Source organism: Ancylobacter moscoviensis, assembly GCF_007559435.1.
GTDB lineage: Bacteria > Pseudomonadota > Alphaproteobacteria > Rhizobiales > Xanthobacteraceae > Ancylobacter > Ancylobacter moscoviensis.
In genome coordinates this window covers 672799-688514 of sequence record NZ_VMBP01000001.1, presented here as the reverse complement: position 1 = coordinate 688514, position 15716 = coordinate 672799, and the positions used below count along the sequence as shown (strand labels likewise).

Sequence of the window (15716 nt, the reverse complement as noted above, 5' to 3'; positions counted from 1 at the left end):
GTCCCATCAGCCTTCCCCTTCAAGGGGATAAGGCCGGACCTGCGGTGCACAAAGTGAATTCGCGGTAATGATGGGCCCGACCGTCAGCTTGGAACGGTTCGAGCCGCGACGCCGTGTGGAACGGGCGTCCCGTTCAGGAATCGCTCGGCCGGTACTCGCCGGACGCCGGATCGCGGCGCAGCGTGCCGCGGCGGTCGCCCTGCGTCGCCTCCTCGACGCGGCGCTGCGCGTCGAGCTCAGCGTTCACGCGGCGGGACTCGCGGGCCAGTATCCTCACCAGGGCGGCGGCGCCGAGGGCGCCGAGGGCAAGCACGAAGACGGGCGGCATGTCGGGTGTCCGAATGGTCTCGGGTGTTGGAAGCCTCGCGGAACGGGCGCTCAGAGCCCGAAGCGGCTCCATAATGCGCGTTCCTCTGCGGCGGAAATGAGGGTTTCCGCCGCGCCCGCGCCGATGCCGGAACCAAGCCCGGCTCCCGCGTCGCCGCCGATCCCCATCACCCCGGGCGAGCGGCGGCCGAACAGGCCGGGCCGGGTCTCGATCAGCGGGGTCAGCACCTTGTCGCCGTACCGGGCGCGCAGGAAGGCGCGCAGGTCGCCGATCGAATCGACGAGGCCGAGGCCCTGCGCCTGCGGCGCCGACCAGAATTCGCCGGAGAACAGCGCCGTCTCGTCCGCATCCAGCACGTCGCCGCGCCGCTCCTTCACCAGCGAGGCGAAGGCGGCATGGATCTCCTGCTGCAGCGCCTTCAGCCGCTCCACATCCTCCGGCTTCTCCGGCTGGAACGGGTCGAGCATCACCTTGCGCTCGCCGGCGGTGTAGACGCGCCGGTCGATGCCGAGCTTCTCCAGCGCGCGGGGAAAGCCGAAGCCGGCGCTCACCACGCCGATGGAGCCGACGATCGAGAAGACGTCGGCGACGATCTCGTCGGCGGCGCAGGCAAGCATGTAGCCGCCCGAGGCCGCGACATCCTCCACGAAGGCGATGACCGGAAGCTTCTTCTCCTCCGCCAGCGCGCGGATACGCTTGTAGACGAGGTGCGACTGCGCCGGCGCGCCGCCGGGCGAGTTGATCACCAGCGCCACCGCCCTGGCGCCCTTCACCGCGAAAGCGCGCTCCAGCGCCTTGGCGGTGTTGGCGAAGGTGATGCCGGGGCGGAACGGCGTGGACATGCCGATGGCGCCGACGAGCCGCACCACCGGCACGACCGGCGTATCCCCACGCAGGGCGGCGGGCAGGACGGGATCGAAGCGGCGGCGGAGACCGGCGAGGAAGGATGAGTTTGCCATGGGCTGAAAATAGGGTGCGGTACGGGGCCACTCAAGCGCATCCCGCGCTGAAGGCGATCACCCCGGCGTCAGATCGCCTCGCCACGCCGCAGCAGGCGCTCGGCCGTCTCGCTCGGGCGGCCGGCGCCGTCGGACAGCACGAGGCCCGGCAGCAGCGCCGGCGGGGTGCGCCGCCCCTTGACGGCGCCGATCAGCACGCGGTTCGCCGGAGCGTCCGGCAACGGATGCACCGGGCGGATCGTCACGGCACCGAAACGCCCCTTCATGGCTGCCAGCAATGCCTCGATGGCTTCCGGCCGGTGGATCAGCGCCAGCCGCCCGCCCGCCTCCAGCAGCCGCTCGGCGGCGCGCAGCCACGTCTCGGCATCGGCATCGGCCACGCTGTGCGCCAGCGCCCGCCCGGCATGCGGCGAGGCACGATGGCGGGCGGGATCGTTGAAGGGCGGGTTCATCAGCACCAGGTCGGCGCTTCCCGCCGCCGGCCGCTCGGGACCGGACGGGCGCCCCAGACGGGCGATGTCGGCCACCACCACCTTCACCCGCACCGCGATGTCCGGCTGCTGGCGCGCCGCGTTGCGCGCGGCCAGGGCGGCGGTCGGCGGATCGATCTCGACCAGCGTCACCTCGGCCTTGTCCGCCCGCACGGCGAAGGCGAGGCCGGCCGCCCCCACCCCGGCGCCGAGATCGACGGCGCGGCGGGCGTCGGCGGGGGCGCTCGCCGCCAGCAGCATGGCGTCGTGCCCGGCGCGGTGGCCGCGCGGCGGCTGCAGCAGGCACAGCCGGCCGCCGAGGAAGGCGTCGTCGGTCAGCGCCTCATCGGGAGGAATATCGACCGCCGCGCCTTCGGAGACCGGCACCTCGTGCGTCTCCACGCCCGCGCTCCTCATTCGGTGACGAGCGCGGCGCCGAAGCCCGCCTCGTTCAGCAGGGCGCGGGCGCGCACGAACAGAGCGTCCTCGACCAGCAGCCGGCGCGGCAGCAGGCCGATCGAGCCTTCCAGCACGCTCATGTGCTGGTCGAGCACAAGATGGTCGATCCCGGCGCTGTCGAGCAGGGCCTCGACGGCGGAGATCAACACGACGTCATTGGTGCGGAGGAGTTCGCGCATGGGGTCATGATGGCACGATCGGCACAAAAGCGCAGGTCCGGCACGCTCCGGTGCGTTTCCCCCACGCCGCGATTGCGCTATTGCGGGAGGCGCCCCCGGTCGGGGCCCGGCATGCGCCTCGGCACTTGCCGTCGCCGCCGGGGGCTCAATATGGTGCTCGCGCTTCGTCAACCGGAACGTATCTCGTGGCCGTTGCTTTGCCTTTCGATCCCGCCGCCGATGTCGCCGCCGAGCCCTCCATCGAGGGCATCGTCACGCTCGTCCGCGCCGACATGGAGCGCGTCAACGCGCTGATCCTGTCGCGCACGGGCTCCGACGTGACGATGATTCCGGAGGTCGCGCAGCATCTCATCTCCTCCGGCGGCAAGCGGCTGCGGCCCATGCTCACCCTCGCCACCGCCGCGCTCACCGCCTATGAAGGCGACGGCGCGGTGAAGCTCGCCGCCTCGGTCGAGTTCATGCACACGGCGACGCTGCTGCACGACGACGTCGTCGACGACAGCGAGATGCGCCGGGGCAAGCTCGCCGCCCGCATGCTGTGGGGCAACGAGGCCAGCGTGCTGGTCGGCGACTTCCTGCTCGGCCAGGCGTTCCGCATGATGATCGAGGTCGGCAACATGCGGGCGCTGGACATCCTGTCGACCGCCGCCGTGGTGATCGCCGAGGGCGAGGTCGCCCAGCTCGCCGCCGCCAAGAACATCGCCACCGACGAGGACGCCTATCTCGCGGTCATCCGCGGCAAGACCGCCGAGCTGTTCGCCGCCGCCTGCGAGGTCGGGCCGGTGCTCGCCGGCCGGCCGGAGGCCGAGCAGGCCGCCTGCCGCGCCTATGGCATGAATCTCGGCATCGCCTTCCAGCTCGTCGACGACGCGCTCGACTATGGCGGCTCGAAAGCGGCGCTGGGCAAGAATGTCGGCGATGATTTCCGCGAGGGGAAGATCACCCTGCCCATCGTGCTGGCGGTCCGGCGCGGCGACGAGGAGGAGCGGGCCTTCTGGCGCCGCTGCCTCGAGGATGGTGCGATCGGCGAGGGCGACCTCGAGCGCGCCATGGCCCTGCTCGACCGGCACGGCGCGCTGGCCGAGACGGTGGAACGCGCCCGCGCCTATGGCGAGGCCGCCAAGCAGGCCATCGCCGGCTTCCCCGCCGGCCCGGCCAGGGCGGCGCTGATCGACGTGGTGGACTTCTGCATTTCGCGCGTGCGGTGAGGCTTTGCGCCGGCGCGCCTCAGCCGCGCGGCCCGAACACCACGATGGCCGCGCCGGCAAGGCACACCACCCCGCCCATCAGGTCCCAGCGGTCGGGACGAAAGCCCTCCACCGCCCACAGCCATACCAGCGAGGCGGCGACGTAGACGCCGCCATAGGCGGCGAAGGCTCGCCCCGCCGCGGCCGCGTCCACCTGCGTCAGCACCGCCCCGAAGGCAACGAGGCTGAGAGCCCCCGGCGCCAGCCACAGCGCGCTCGCGCCGTTGCGCACCACCGCCCAGAAGGCGAAGCATCCGGCGATCTCGAAGAACGCCGCGACGGCGAAGAAAAAGGCAGTGCTCATCTCGCTCCCTATCCCAGCACGGTAGACTTCACCCACCATGCAGGATGGGCGCCAGCGACGATGCGCGCGGCGCCGGCGGCGACGCGGCAATTTTCGTAGAGCGCGAACATGGTCGCGCCCGAGCCGGACATACGCACGAGTTCCGCGCCCGGGGTCGCCCGCAGCGCCGCCTCCACCTCGTCGAGCACCGGAACGAGGGTCCGGGCCGGGGCTTCGAGGTCGTTCGGCTCGGCGCGCAGCCAGTCCAGGAGCGCGCCGCGCGGCGCGCCGGCGGGAAAGGGCGAAGTGACGCCATGGCGGGTTCCCGGCGGAATGGCCAGCGCCCGGAAGATATCGGCGGTCGACACCGGCACGCCCGGATTGACCAGCACCGCGCCGAAGCGCGGCAGGGCGACCGGCGTCAGGCTCTCACCGCGTCCTTCCATCAGGCAGGAGCGCCCATAGAGGCAGGCCGGCACATCCGAGCCGGTGGCGAGCGCCGCCCCGGCCAGGCGCGGATCGTCGGCCGCGATCCCGTTCGCCCGCGCCAGCAGCCGCAGCGCGGCGGCCGCGTCCGCCGAGCCGCCGCCGATCCCCGCCGCCACCGGCAGCCGCTTGAGAAGGGTGAAACGGCCGAGCCGCAGCCCCGGCACCCATTCCGCCAGCGCCCGCGCCGCGCGCAGCACCAGATTGTCGGGGTCGGCGGCCAGCGCCCCGGCGCCCGGCCCGTCGAGGTGAAGCGCGAGATCGTTCCCCGGCAGCAGCGCGAGCCGGTCGCCGGTGCCGGCGAAGGCGACAAGGCTCGACAATTCGTGATAGCCGTCCGCCCGCCGGCCGAGCACGCGCAGGGTCAGGTTCACCTTGGCGGGCGCCCGCTCGGCGAGCGCAAGCGTCGGGAACAGGTGCGCGGGCGAGGCGTTGGGCGGGGCGGCGGACATGACGCGCTTATGCGACGGCGCCGACCCGCCTGCAAGCAAGCCGCCGCGAACGAATGGCCCGGACCGGGCGCCGGGAGGGGCCTCCCGCGCCCTCGCTTGCACCGGAAGGCGGTTTGGCTGTATAAGCGGCGCATTCAACGATCTCACAAACGACTTCTGGTCGGTTGAGAGTGGGTTCCGCCGCCGGAGCCCGCTCTTTTTGCATTGCGGACCGCGTGACGGTCCGGCGAGGACGATGAGCGAACACGAAGCCCACGCCAGCGAAACGAACGATCTGCCCAAGTCGGAGCTCGAGACGGGCCGCCTCGACGAGCCGCGCCTCGTGACCGAGGCGGGCCCGGCCGCCCGCGTCGCCGCCATCGTTGGCCCGGTGCTGGGCGGCCTCGGCTTCCGCCTCGTGCGGGTGAAGATCGCCGGCGGCAGCCCGCCGACCCTGCAGATCATGGCCGAGCGCCCCGACGGCACCTTCGGCATCGACGAATGCGAGGCGGCGAGCCGCGCCATCTCGCCGGTGCTCGACGTCGAGGACCCGATCTCCGGCGCCTACAATCTCGAAATGTCGTCGCCCGGCATCGACCGGCCGCTGGTGCGCGTCACCGATTTCGAGCGCTGGGCCGGCCATGACGTGAAGGTCGAGATGGCCGTGCCGGTGGACGGGCGCAAGCGCTTTCGCGGCATCCTCGTCGGCACGCGGGCCGAGGAAGCTCTCGTCCGCCTGCCCGACGCACCGGCCGAGACACCCGACACCGTCGCCCTGCCCATCGCCGATATCGGCGAGGCCCGCCTCGTGATGACCGACGCGCTGATCCGCGAGGCCCTGCGCCGCGACAAGGCTCTGCGCGAGGGCGCGGGGATCGACGAGGACGACATCGATACCGCCGATCTCGGCGACGTCGCCTTTGACGAAGACGAGGCCGGCGGCGCGGAAGAAGGCGGCGCCGTCCGCCGCGTGCCGCCCAAGAAGATGCCGATCCGGGGCAAGCCGAAGGGCGCCGCCAAGCCGGTCAAGAAGTCCAACGCCAAACGTAAATCCACGTTTTAAGGAGACGCTCTGATGGCTGTCGTCAGCGCAAACCGGCTCGAACTGCTGCAGATCGCCGATGCGGTCGCGCGCGAGAAATCGATCGACCGGAGCATTGTCATCGCCGCCATGGAAGATGCGATCGCCAAGGCGGCGCGCTCGCGCTACGGCGCCGAGACCGACATCCATGCCGAGATCAACCCGCGCACCGGCGAGCTGCGCCTCGCCCGCCACCTACTGGTGGTGGACCAGGTCGAGAACCCGGCCGTCGAGATCGACCTCGTCGGCGCCCGCCGGCTGAACCCGGCCGCGCAGGTCGGCGATTCCATCGCCGACACGCTGCCGCCCTTTGATTTCGGCCGCATCGCCGCCCAGTCCGCCAAGCAGGTCATCGTGCAGAAGGTGCGCGAGGCCGAGCGCGACCGTCAGTACGAGGAGTACAAGGACCGCATCGGCGAGATCGTCAACGGCGCGGTCAAGCGCGTGGAATACGGCAACGTGGTCGTCGACCTCGGCCGCGGCGAAGCCTCGCTGCGCCGCGACGAGCTGCTGCCGCGCGAGGTCTTCAAGACCGGCGACCGCATCCGCGCCTATGTCTATGACGTGCGCCGCGAGCAGCGCGGCCCGCAGATCTTCCTCTCGCGCACCCATCCCCAGTTCATGGCGAAGCTGTTCGCGCAGGAAGTGCCGGAAATCTATGACGGCATCGTCGAGATCAAGGCGGTCGCCCGCGACCCCGGCTCGCGCGCCAAGATCGCCGTGACCTCGCGCGATTCCTCGGTCGACCCGGTCGGCGCCTGCGTCGGCATGCGCGGCTCGCGCGTGCAGGCCGTGGTGAACGAGCTGCAGGGCGAGAAGATCGACATCATTCCGTGGTCGCAGGACGTCGCCACCTTCATCGTCAACGCGCTGGCCCCGGCGGAAGTCGTCAAGGTCGTGCTCGACGAGGATCGCGAGCGTATTGAAGTCGTGGTGCCGGATGCCCAACTAAGCCTGGCGATCGGCCGCCGCGGCCAGAACGTGCGCCTCGCCTCCCAGCTCACCGGCTGGGACATCGATATCATGACCGAGGCCGAGGAAAGCGAGCGGCGGCAGAAGGAATTCGCCGAACGCACCAAGATGTTCGCCGAGGCTCTCGACCTCGACGAGATGATGGGCCAGCTCCTCGCCTCCGAAGGCTTCGCCTCGGTCGAGGAAATCGCCTATGTGCCGCTCAACGAGCTCGCGAGCATCGAGGGCTTCGACGAGGACACGGCGCAGGAGCTGCAGAACCGCGCTCTGGCGCATCTGGCCCAGGTCGAGGCCGATCTCGACGCCCGCCGCAAGGAGCTCGGCGTCGAGGACGCGCTGCGCGACGTGCCGGGCGTCACCTCGCCCATGCTGGTGGCGTTCGGCGAGCACGACATCAAGACGGTCGAGGACCTCGCCGGCTGCGCGACCGACGACCTCACCGGCTGGACCGAGCGCAAGGACGGCGAGGTCATCCGCGTCTCCGGCGCGCTGGACGGTTTCGACGTGTCCCGCGAGGACGCCGAGGCGCTGATCATGCAGGCCCGCGTGAAGGCCGGCTGGATCAGCGAGGAAGAACTCGCCGGCCCCGCCGAGGCCGAGGCGGAAGAGACTCCCGCCGACGAGGCGCAGGGCTGAACGGCCCTGGCCTCGCAAGCGGAGAGGTGACGAGGAGCTGGGACCGGTGCAGGACGAGACGGCACTCACCGCGGCGGCGCCCGCCGGCGCCGATGGGGCCGACGAGACCGACGCCGGGCTCACCGATGCGGGGCTTCCCGATGCCCGCCACGCGGTCGCGCGGCAGTGCATCGCCAGCCGGACGGTGAAGCCGGTCGACGAGCTGCTGCGTTTCGTGGTGGCGCCGGACGGCAGCGTGGTGCCGGACCTCCATGCCCGGCTCCCCGGACGGGGCGCCTGGGTGACCGCGAAGCGCTCGGTGCTTGCCGAGGCGCTGAAGAAGAAGGCCTTCGGGCGCGCGTTCCGCGGCAAGGGCCGCGCCGATCCGGCGCTGCCCGAGCTGGTCGGGCAGCTCCTGGAGAAGGATGCGCTCGGCGCGCTCGCCCTGGCCAACAAGGCGGGGCAGGTCGTGGCCGGCAACGCCAAGGTCATCGAGGCGTTGCAGGGCGGGAAGGTTGCCGTGCTCGTGCATGCGGGCGACGCCGCTCCGGACGGGGTGGCCAAGCTCGACGCGCTGGCGCGGCGCATCGGCGAGGCGGCCGGTCGCGAGATCGCCCGCGTCGATGGTCTGTTCGGCGTGCAATTGGACTTGGCGCTTGGGCGGGCAAATGTGGTACATGCTGCGCTGCTCGCGCATCCGACGAGCGCGGGGTTCCTCGCGCGTATGAAAAAGCTCGAAGGCTGGCGTGCGGAATAAGCAGGCTGGCGGACGGAAGTGGCACCTTCCCGCGATGAGGCGGGGAGGTACAGGAACGGATACCGAATGACCGATACGAAGAACCCCGGCGAGAAGACGATGGGCGTTGGACAGGGCGGCAAGACCACCCTCACGCTCAAGCGACCTGTCGAGCAGGGCGTCGTCCGCCAGAGCTTCAGCCACGGACGGTCCAAGTCCGTCGTGGTGGAGAAGGTGAAGCGCCGTGTGCTCGGCCCGGGCGAGAAGCCCGATGCGCCGGCCGCCGCGCCCGCCTCGCCGCCGGCATCCGCTCCGGCCGGCCAGCAGGCGCCGCGCCCCGCACAGACCCAGCCCTCCGGCCGCCCGCCGCTGCGCACGCAGCCCGCGCCGGGCGCCAACACCTCCGGTCCGCGCCCGGCCCCGCAGGGCAACCGTCCCGGCGGCGTGGTGCTGCGCACCCTGACCGAGGAGGAGGCGCGCGCCCGCGCCGCCGCCCTGCAGGATGCCCGCATCCGTGAGGTCGAGGAACGCCGCATCGCCGAGGAAGAGGCCCGCCGCCGCGCCGAGCGCGAGGCGCGCGAGAAGGTCGAGCGCGAGGCCGCCGAGGCCCGCAAGCGCGAGGAAGAGGCCCGCCGCGCCTTCGAGGAGGAGGCCAAGCGCAAGTCCGAGCAGGAGGCGCGCAAGCGCTTCGGCGAGGATGCCCCGGCCCCGGCCGCCGCTCCCTCCGCGAGCGCTCCCGCGCCCCGCGCCGCCCAGCCCTCCAACCCGGCCGCCGCGCCGCGTCCGGAAGTCGGCGCGCCGCGTGTTGCCACCCCGCGCACCCAGACCATGGACGGCGAGGACGACGATCGTCGTCCCGTCCGCCGCGGTCCCGGCGGCGCGCCCGCGCGCCCCGTGACGCCGCCCAAGCCGACCCGTACGCCGGCCGGCGCCGAGAAGAGCCGCGGCCGCCTGACCGTCGTCACCGCCCAGTCCAGCGAAGACGAGCGCCAGCGTTCGGTCGCCTCGTTCCGTCGCCGCACCCAGCGCATGAGCGGCCACCGTCAGGTGGAGGCGAAGGAAAAGATCGCCCGCGAGGTCACGGTCCCGGAGACGATCTCCATCCAGGAGCTCGCCAACCGCATGGCCGAGCGCGCGGTGGACGTCATTCGCCTGCTGATGAAGCAGGGCCAGATGGTGAAGATCACCGACGTGATCGACGCCGACACCGCCCAGCTCATCGCCGAGGAACTCGGCCACACCGTGCGCCGCGTCGCCGAATCCGACGTCGAGGAAGGCCTGTTCGATACGGTCGACACCGCCGAGGATCTGGAGCCGCGTCCGCCGGTCGTGACCATCATGGGCCATGTCGACCACGGCAAGACCTCGCTGCTCGACGCCATCCGCAAGGCCAACGTGGTCTCCGGCGAAGCCGGCGGCATCACCCAGCACATCGGCGCCTATCAGGTGACCTCGCCGCTCGGCGGCAAGATCACCTTCATCGACACGCCCGGCCACGCCGCCTTCACGGCGATGCGCGCCCGCGGCGCCAAGGTGACGGACATCGTGGTGCTGGTGGTGGCGGCCGATGACGGCGTGATGCCGCAGACGGTCGAGGCCATCAATCACGCCCGCGCGGCCAAGGTGCCGCTCATCGTGGCGATCAACAAGATCGACAAGCCCGACGCCAAGCCCGAGCGCGTGCGCACCGAGCTGCTCCAGCACGAGGTGCAGGTCGAAAGCCTCGGCGGCGACACGCTCGAAGTCGAGGTCTCGGCCAAGGCCCAGACCAATCTCGACAAGCTGCTGGAGGCGATCAGCCTGCAGGCGGAAGTGCTCGACCTCAAGGCGAACCCCAACCGCGACGCGGAAGGCACCGTCATCGAGGCCAAGCTCGACCGCGGCCGCGGTCCCGTCGCCACCGTGCTCGTGCAGCGCGGCACGCTGCGGGTCGGCGACATCGTGGTGGCCGGCGCCGAGCTCGGCCGCGTGCGCGCGCTGATCGACGACAAGGGCGCCAACGTCGCCGCCGCCGGGCCGTCCTTCCCGGTCGAGGTGCTCGGCTTCAACGGCACCCCCGAGGCGGGCGACCGCCTCGCCGTGGTCGAGAGCGAAGCCCGCGCCCGCGAGATCACCGACTACCGCCAGCGCCAGAAGCGCGAGAAGGCGGCGGCCCGCTCCGCCACCGTCCGCGGTTCGCTGGAACAGATGATGAGCCAGGCCAAGACGGCCGGCCGGAAGGAATTCCCGCTCATCATCAAGGGCGACGTGTCCGGCTCGGTCGAGGCGATCATCTCCTCGCTGGAGAAGCTCGGCACCGACGAGGTGCAGGCCCGCATCATCCACTCCGGCGCGGGCGGCGTGAACGAGAGCGACGTGACGCTGGCCGAGACGGCCGGCGCGGCGATCATCGCGTTCAACGTGCGCGCCAACAAGGAAGCGCGCGACGCGGCCGAGCGTGCCGGCATCGAAATCCGCTACTACAACATCATCTACGACCTCGTGGACGACGTGAAGGCGGCGATGGGCGGCCTGCTCGCCCCGGTCAACCGCGAGACCATGCTCGGCAACGCTCTCATCAAGGAGATCTTCGCGGTCTCCAAGGTGGGCAAGGTGGCCGGCTGCCTCGTCACCGACGGCACCGTCGAGCGCGGCCAGCATGTCCGCCTGATCCGCGACAACGTCGTGATCCACGAGGGCAAGCTCGCCACGCTCAACCGCTTCAAGGATGCGGTCAACGTGGTGCAGGCCGGCCAGGAATGCGGCATGTCCTTCGAGAACTACCAGGACATGCGCGCCGGCGACGTCATCGAGTGCTACCGCGTCGAGGTCGTGCAGCGCACGCTCTGATGACAGCCTCCCTTCGCCGCTTCCCGCACGCGGGGAGCGGCCGCGCCCTCGGCGCAGAACATCCACGGGGGCGAGCGGTCCAAGCCCGCGCGCTCCGGTCGAAGCCGGCTTCCCCGCCTGCGGTTCGCGGGCGGAGGCCCTGAAGGTTTGTGCATCATGAAGAACAAAGCGAGCTCGGGTTCCGGCCCGAGCCAGCGCCAGTTGCGCGTGGGCGAACTGGTGCGCCACGCCCTCGCCGAGATTCTCGCGCGGGGCGACCTGCCCGATCCGGCGCTCTCGCGGGTGATCATCACCGTCCCCGAAGTGCGCATGAGCCCCGACCTGAAGATCGCCACCTGCTACGTCATGCCGCTCGGCGGCAAGGACCCGAAGGCGGCCATCGACGCGCTGGCGACCAACGCCAAGCCGCTGCGCGGCGAGATCGGCCGCCGGGTCGAGCTGAAGTTCGTCCCCGAGCTGCGCTTCCGCATCGACACCTCCTTCGAGGAAGGCGCGCGCATCGACGCGCTGCTGCGCTCGCCGCAGGTGCAGCGCGATCTCGACGGACAGGACGACAACGACAGGCAAGAGGACGAGGAATGAACGCCCCGCTCGCCACGCAATTCCACGCCGCGCAGACCGACGCCGCGCCATCCGATGCGGTCCCCGCCGCCGAGGCGCCGAAGAAGCGCCGCCCCAAGCGCGACATTGACGGCTGGGTGCTGCTCGACAAGCCGGTCGGCATGACCTCGACCCAGGCGGTCGGCGCGGTCAAATGGCTGTTCTCGGCCAAGAAGGCCGGCCATGCCGGCACGCTCGACCCGCTCGCCTCCGGCTGCCTGCCGATCGCACTGGGCGAGGCCACCAAGACCGTCCCCTTCGTCATGGACGGGCGCAAGGTCTACCGCTTCACCGTGCGCTGGGGCATCGAGACCGACACCGACGACAGCGAGGGGCAGGCGGTCGTCACCTCCGAGCTGCGCCCGGCGCGCGAGGCGATCCTCGCCGTACTGGAGGATTTCCGCGGCGAGATCGAGCAGGTCCCGCCCGCCTTCTCGGCGCTCAAGATCAACGGCGAGCGCGCCTATGACCTCGCCCGCGACGGCGTGGAGGTGCAGCTCGCCGCCCGCACCGTCGTCATCCATTCGCTGGAGCTGATCGAGCAGCCCGACGCCGACCACGCGGTCTTCGAGGCCGAGTGCGGCAAGGGCACCTATGTGCGCTCGCTGGCTCGCGATTTCGGCCGCGCGCTCGGCACCCGCGGGCATATCTCGGCCCTGCGCCGGACCCGCGTCGGCACCTTCGCCGAGGAGGAGCTGATCCCGCTGGCGCGGCTGCGCGAGATGTCCGAGGCGATGGACGACGCCGCTCCCATGCAGGCGCTGCGCCCGGTCGAGATCGGGCTCGACAGCCTGCCCGCGCTGCGCGTCTCGCCGGCCGAGGCCTCCCGCCTCGCCCATGGCCAGCCGATCATCCTGCGCGGCCGCGACGCGCCGATCCTGGAAGGCCCCGTCGCCATCACCGCCGGCGGCCGGCTGGTCGCGCTCGGCGAGGCGGAGGCCGGTGAAATCCACCCGAAGCGGATCTTCCATTCGGGCAAGTGAGTTGGCCGCCGGTCGCCTCGGGCCGGGAGAAGCCGTCAGGGCCGAGCACGTCCCGGCCGCCGACGGCTCTTCCGCCCCCGCGCCCCGGCCGGGCCCGCGCACGTGCCGCTAGCCAGACTGGCGTTTTCGTGTATGTTGCGGCCGCGTTGCGGACCTGTGTCCGCGCGACCCGCAGCTATTTGACCGCGCTGGACGACATCCCGGCCCGGCCGAACTGCGGAACCGGCGAAGCGCTCTCCCGACGGCCTCGACAGGCCCGACCCGGACGCGCCGCCATCCACCGACGTCATGACGAAAGGACTTACCGATGTCGATCACTGCCGAGCGCAAGCAGGTGCTCATCAAGGAATACGCCACCAAGCCGGGCGACACCGGTTCGGCGGAAGTGCAGGTCGCGATCCTCACCGAGCGCATCGTGAACCTCACCCAGCATTTCAAGAGCCACGGCAAGGACAACCATTCCCGTCGCGGCCTTCTCAAGCTGGTGTCCCAGCGCCGCGGCCTCCTCGACTATCTCAAGAAGACCGAGGAAGGGCGCTACAAGTCCCTGATCGAGCGGCTGGGCATCCGCCGCTGACGCATCCCGCGAGGCTCGCACGGCGACCGTGCGGGCCTCGCGCTCTTTGAAAGACGGCGCCGGCGGATGGTCCGCGGTGCCGACATCCGCAAGGCGGCGGGCATGGGGCTCGCCGCGACCGATGAGAAGCGGCGCGCCATGGCAGGATCGCCGGAGGCTTGAACATCCGTCCCGATGGGACGCATCCGAGCCTCTCGCCGTCTTGCCCATGGCTCCCGCTTCGGAAAGCCAGAGACAGACATGTTCGATATTCACCGCGAGGAACTCGATTGGGGCGGGCGCACGCTCGTCCTCGAGACCGGCCGCATGGCGCGTCAGGCCGACGGCGCCGTGCTCGCGACCTATGGCGACACCACCGTGCTCGCCACCGCCGTTTCCGCCAAGGCGCCGAAGCCCGGGCAGGACTTCTTCCCGCTCACCGTCAACTACCAGGAAAAGGCCTACGCGGCCGGCCGCATCCCCGGCGGCTACTTCAAGCGCGAGGGCCGTCCGAGCGAGAAGGAGACGCTGGTCTCCCGCCTGATCGACCGCCCGATCCGCCCGCTCTTCGCCGAGGGCTACAAGAACGACACCCAGGTCGTCATCACCGTGCTGTCGCACGACCTCGAGAACGATCCCGACGTCGTCTCCATGGTCGCCGCCTCCGCCGCCCTCACGCTCTCCGGCGTGCCCTTCATGGGCCCGATCGGCGGCGCCCGCGTCGGCTTCATCGACAATGAGTACGTGCTGAACCCGACCGTCGACGAAGTGAAGGAATCGGCGCTCGACCTCGTGGTCGCCGGCACCGCCGACGCCGTGCTGATGGTCGAGTCCGAGGCCAAGGAACTGTCCGAGGAAGTGATGCTCGGCGCGGTCATGTTCGGCCACCGCCACTTCCAGCCGGTGATCGACGCCATCATCCGCCTCGCGGAGAAGGCCGCCAAGGAGCCGCGCGAGTTCGCCGCTCCCGACCATTCGGCGCTTGAGGCCGAGCTGCGCGGCCTGATCGAGGCCGACCTGCGCGCCGCCTACAAGATCGCCCGCAAGCAGGACCGCTACGCCGCGGTCGACGCCGCCAAGGCCAAGGCCAAGGCGCACTACGCCGCCCTGGCGGCGGAAGGCCAGGCGGTTCCCGAGGGCCAGACCCTGAGCGAGGTGCTCAAGGAGCTCGAAGCCAAGATCGTCCGCTGGACCATCCTCGACGACGGCGTGCGCATCGACGGCCGCGACACCAAGACCGTCCGTCCGATCGTCTCCGAGGTCGGCGTGCTGCCGCGCGCCCACGGCTCGGCGCTGTTCACCCGCGGCGAGACGCAGGCCCTCGTGGTCGCCACCCTCGGCACCGGCGAGGACGAGCAGTTCATCGACAGCCTGGAAGGCACCTACAAGGAGCGCTTCCTGCTGCACTACAACTTCCCTCCCTTCTCGGTCGGCGAGACCGGCCGCATGGGCTCCCCCGGCCGTCGCGAGATCGGCCACGGCAAGCTCGCCTGGCGCGCCATCCGCCCGATCCTGCCGCCCGCGCACGAGTTCCCCTACACGCTGCGCGCCGTCTCGGAGATCCTGGAGTCGAACGGCTCCTCCTCCATGGCGACCGTCTGCGGCACCTCGCTCGCTTTGATGGACGCCGGCGTGCCGATGCGCCGCCCGGTGGCCGGCATCGCCATGGGCCTCATCCTCGAGGGTGAGAAGTTCGCCGTGCTCTCCGACATCCTCGGCGACGAGGACCACCTCGGCGACATGGACTTCAAGGTCGCCGGCACCGACAAGGGCGTCACCGCCCTGCAGATGGACATCAAGATCGCCGGCATCACCGAGGAGATCATGAAGGTCGCCCTCGGCCAGGCGAAGGATGGCCGCGCGCACATTCTCGGCGAGATGGCCAAGGCGCTCACCGGCGCCCGCAGCGAGCTCGGCGAGCACGCCCCGCGCATCGAGGTGATCCAGATCCCGGTCGACAAGATCCGCGAAGTGATCGGTTCGGGCGGCAAGGTGATCCGCGAGATCGTCGAGAAGACCGGCGCCAAGATCAACATCGAGGACGACGGCACCGTGAAGGTCGCCTCCGCCTCGGGCGAGTCGATCAAGGCGGCGCTGAACTGGATCAAGTCCATCGCTTCCGAGCCGGAAGTCGGCCACATCTACGAGGGCACGGTTGTCAAGGTCGTGGACTTCGGCGCCTTCGTGAACTTCTTCGGCGCCAAGGACGGCCTCGTGCACGTCTCGCAGCTCGCCAAGGAGCGCGTGGCCAAGCCCTCCGACGTCGTCAAGGAAGGCGACAAGGTGAAGGTGAAGCTGCTCGGCTTCGACGAGCGCGGCAAGACCCGCCTGTCGATGAAGGTCGTCGACCAGGAGACCGGCGAGGACCTCGAGGCCAAGGGCAAGGGCGACGAGCCCGAGGCCGGCGCCGCCGAGTGATCGGCCGCATCCTCCCAGGATTGTCGACGGGGCGCCTTCGGGCGCCCCGTTTCATTTGCGCCGGGCGACGCCGCGCCATTCGCC

15 protein-coding genes are annotated in these 15716 nt (G+C 70.9%); 9 read left to right on the top strand and 6 right to left on the bottom strand.

All coding sequences use genetic code 11. The features are described from left to right. Positions 1 to 133 precede the first annotated feature (133 nt). From FO470_RS03160 to FO470_RS03145, 4 genes are all read right to left on the bottom strand, one after another. Complete coding sequence (locus FO470_RS03160; protein WP_144341455.1) at positions 134 to 328, bottom strand: hypothetical protein; 195 nt, start codon at positions 326 to 328, stop codon at positions 134 to 136. Between the two features lie 50 nt (positions 329 to 378). After that, entirely contained in the window at positions 379 to 1287 is a 909-nt protein-coding gene (locus tag FO470_RS03155; RefSeq protein WP_144341454.1) for a S49 family peptidase, read from the bottom strand. Positions 1288 to 1355: 68 nt separating this feature from the next. Beyond that, entirely contained in the window at positions 1356 to 2159 is an 804-nt protein-coding gene (locus tag FO470_RS03150) for a tRNA1(Val) (adenine(37)-N6)-methyltransferase (protein WP_246659454.1), read from the bottom strand. Between the two features lie 11 nt (positions 2160 to 2170). Continuing rightward, the gene (locus tag FO470_RS03145) at positions 2171 to 2395 is read right to left on the bottom strand and encodes a putative signal transducing protein (RefSeq protein ID WP_144341452.1); all 225 of its coding nucleotides are present in this window, start codon (positions 2393 to 2395) and stop codon (positions 2171 to 2173) included. Between the two features lie 185 nt (positions 2396 to 2580). Here FO470_RS03145 and FO470_RS03140 point away from each other — a divergent pair, with 185 nt between their 5' ends. After that, entirely contained in the window at positions 2581 to 3603 is a 1023-nt protein-coding gene (locus FO470_RS03140) for a polyprenyl synthetase family protein (protein ID WP_186291815.1), read from the top strand. A gap of 19 nt (positions 3604 to 3622) precedes the next feature. On the opposite strand, the gene FO470_RS03135 is transcribed toward FO470_RS03140, so the two are convergent. Continuing rightward, on the bottom strand, positions 3623 to 3946 hold the full coding sequence (locus FO470_RS03135; RefSeq protein ID WP_144341451.1) for a YnfA family protein: 324 nt from the start codon (positions 3944 to 3946) through the stop codon (positions 3623 to 3625). A gap of 8 nt (positions 3947 to 3954) precedes the next feature. Beyond that, entirely contained in the window at positions 3955 to 4863 is a 909-nt protein-coding gene (locus tag FO470_RS03130; RefSeq protein ID WP_144341450.1) for a 4-(cytidine 5'-diphospho)-2-C-methyl-D-erythritol kinase, read from the bottom strand. A gap of 235 nt (positions 4864 to 5098) precedes the next feature. On the opposite strand from FO470_RS03130, the gene rimP reads away from it, so the two are divergent. The 8 genes from rimP (at position 5099) to pnp (ending at position 15632) form a co-directional block, all read left to right on the top strand. Further along, a complete protein-coding gene (gene rimP / locus FO470_RS03125; protein ID WP_144341449.1) occupies positions 5099 to 5905 on the top strand; it encodes a ribosome maturation factor RimP in 807 nt (268 codons plus the stop codon). 12 nt (positions 5906 to 5917) lie between these two features. Next, complete coding sequence (nusA, locus tag FO470_RS03120; protein WP_144341448.1) at positions 5918 to 7531, top strand: transcription termination factor NusA; 1614 nt, start codon at positions 5918 to 5920, stop codon at positions 7529 to 7531. Positions 7532 to 7577: 46 nt separating this feature from the next. Continuing rightward, positions 7578 to 8267: an RNA-binding protein gene (locus FO470_RS03115; RefSeq protein ID WP_244616831.1), complete on the top strand. Its 690-nt coding sequence runs from the start codon at positions 7578 to 7580 to the stop codon at positions 8265 to 8267. A 66-nt stretch (positions 8268 to 8333) separates the two neighbouring features. Next, positions 8334 to 11075, top strand: coding sequence for a translation initiation factor IF-2 (infB, locus tag FO470_RS03110; protein WP_144341446.1), 2742 nt, complete (start codon positions 8334 to 8336; stop codon positions 11073 to 11075). Between the two features lie 156 nt (positions 11076 to 11231). Further along, positions 11232 to 11657 carry a 30S ribosome-binding factor RbfA gene (gene rbfA, locus FO470_RS03105; RefSeq protein WP_144341445.1) on the top strand — a complete coding sequence of 142 codons (426 nt, stop codon included), beginning with the start codon at positions 11232 to 11234 and terminating at the stop codon, positions 11655 to 11657. Beyond that, positions 11654 to 12658 (top strand): tRNA pseudouridine(55) synthase TruB, encoded by a 1005-nt coding sequence (truB, locus tag FO470_RS03100; protein ID WP_144341444.1) that lies wholly within the window; start codon positions 11654 to 11656, stop codon positions 12656 to 12658. The genes rbfA and truB overlap by 4 nt, the downstream gene beginning before the upstream one ends. 307 nt (positions 12659 to 12965) lie before the next feature. Continuing rightward, positions 12966 to 13235, top strand: coding sequence for a 30S ribosomal protein S15 (gene rpsO, locus FO470_RS03095; protein WP_144341443.1), 270 nt, complete (start codon positions 12966 to 12968; stop codon positions 13233 to 13235). A gap of 240 nt (positions 13236 to 13475) precedes the next feature. Beyond that, entirely contained in the window at positions 13476 to 15632 is a 2157-nt protein-coding gene (gene pnp, locus FO470_RS03090; protein WP_144341442.1) for a polyribonucleotide nucleotidyltransferase, read from the top strand. Positions 15633 to 15716 lie beyond the last annotated feature (84 nt).

What these genes read in the sequence shown, in the direction of transcription:
- FO470_RS03160 (WP_144341455.1), bottom strand. Translation starts at nt 328, where the DNA reads ATGCCGCCCGTCTTCGTGCTTGCCCTCGGCGCCCTCGGCGCCGCCGCC.
- FO470_RS03155 (WP_144341454.1), bottom strand. Translation starts at nt 1,287, where the DNA reads ATGGCAAACTCATCCTTCCTCGCCGGTCTCCGCCGCCGCTTCGATCCC.
- FO470_RS03145 (WP_144341452.1), bottom strand. Translation starts at nt 2,395, where the DNA reads ATGCGCGAACTCCTCCGCACCAATGACGTCGTGTTGATCTCCGCCGTC.
- FO470_RS03135 (WP_144341451.1), bottom strand. Translation starts at nt 3,946, where the DNA reads ATGAGCACTGCCTTTTTCTTCGCCGTCGCGGCGTTCTTCGAGATCGCC.
- FO470_RS03130 (WP_144341450.1), bottom strand. Translation starts at nt 4,863, where the DNA reads ATGTCCGCCGCCCCGCCCAACGCCTCGCCCGCGCACCTGTTCCCGACG.
- rimP (WP_144341449.1), top strand. Translation starts at nt 5,099, where the DNA reads ATGAGCGAACACGAAGCCCACGCCAGCGAAACGAACGATCTGCCCAAG.
- nusA (WP_144341448.1), top strand. Translation starts at nt 5,918, where the DNA reads ATGGCTGTCGTCAGCGCAAACCGGCTCGAACTGCTGCAGATCGCCGAT.
- infB (WP_144341446.1), top strand. Translation starts at nt 8,334, where the DNA reads ATGACCGATACGAAGAACCCCGGCGAGAAGACGATGGGCGTTGGACAG.
- rbfA (WP_144341445.1), top strand. Translation starts at nt 11,232, where the DNA reads ATGAAGAACAAAGCGAGCTCGGGTTCCGGCCCGAGCCAGCGCCAGTTG.
- truB (WP_144341444.1), top strand. Translation starts at nt 11,654, where the DNA reads ATGAACGCCCCGCTCGCCACGCAATTCCACGCCGCGCAGACCGACGCC.
- rpsO (WP_144341443.1), top strand. Translation starts at nt 12,966, where the DNA reads ATGTCGATCACTGCCGAGCGCAAGCAGGTGCTCATCAAGGAATACGCC.
- pnp (WP_144341442.1), top strand. Translation starts at nt 13,476, where the DNA reads ATGTTCGATATTCACCGCGAGGAACTCGATTGGGGCGGGCGCACGCTC.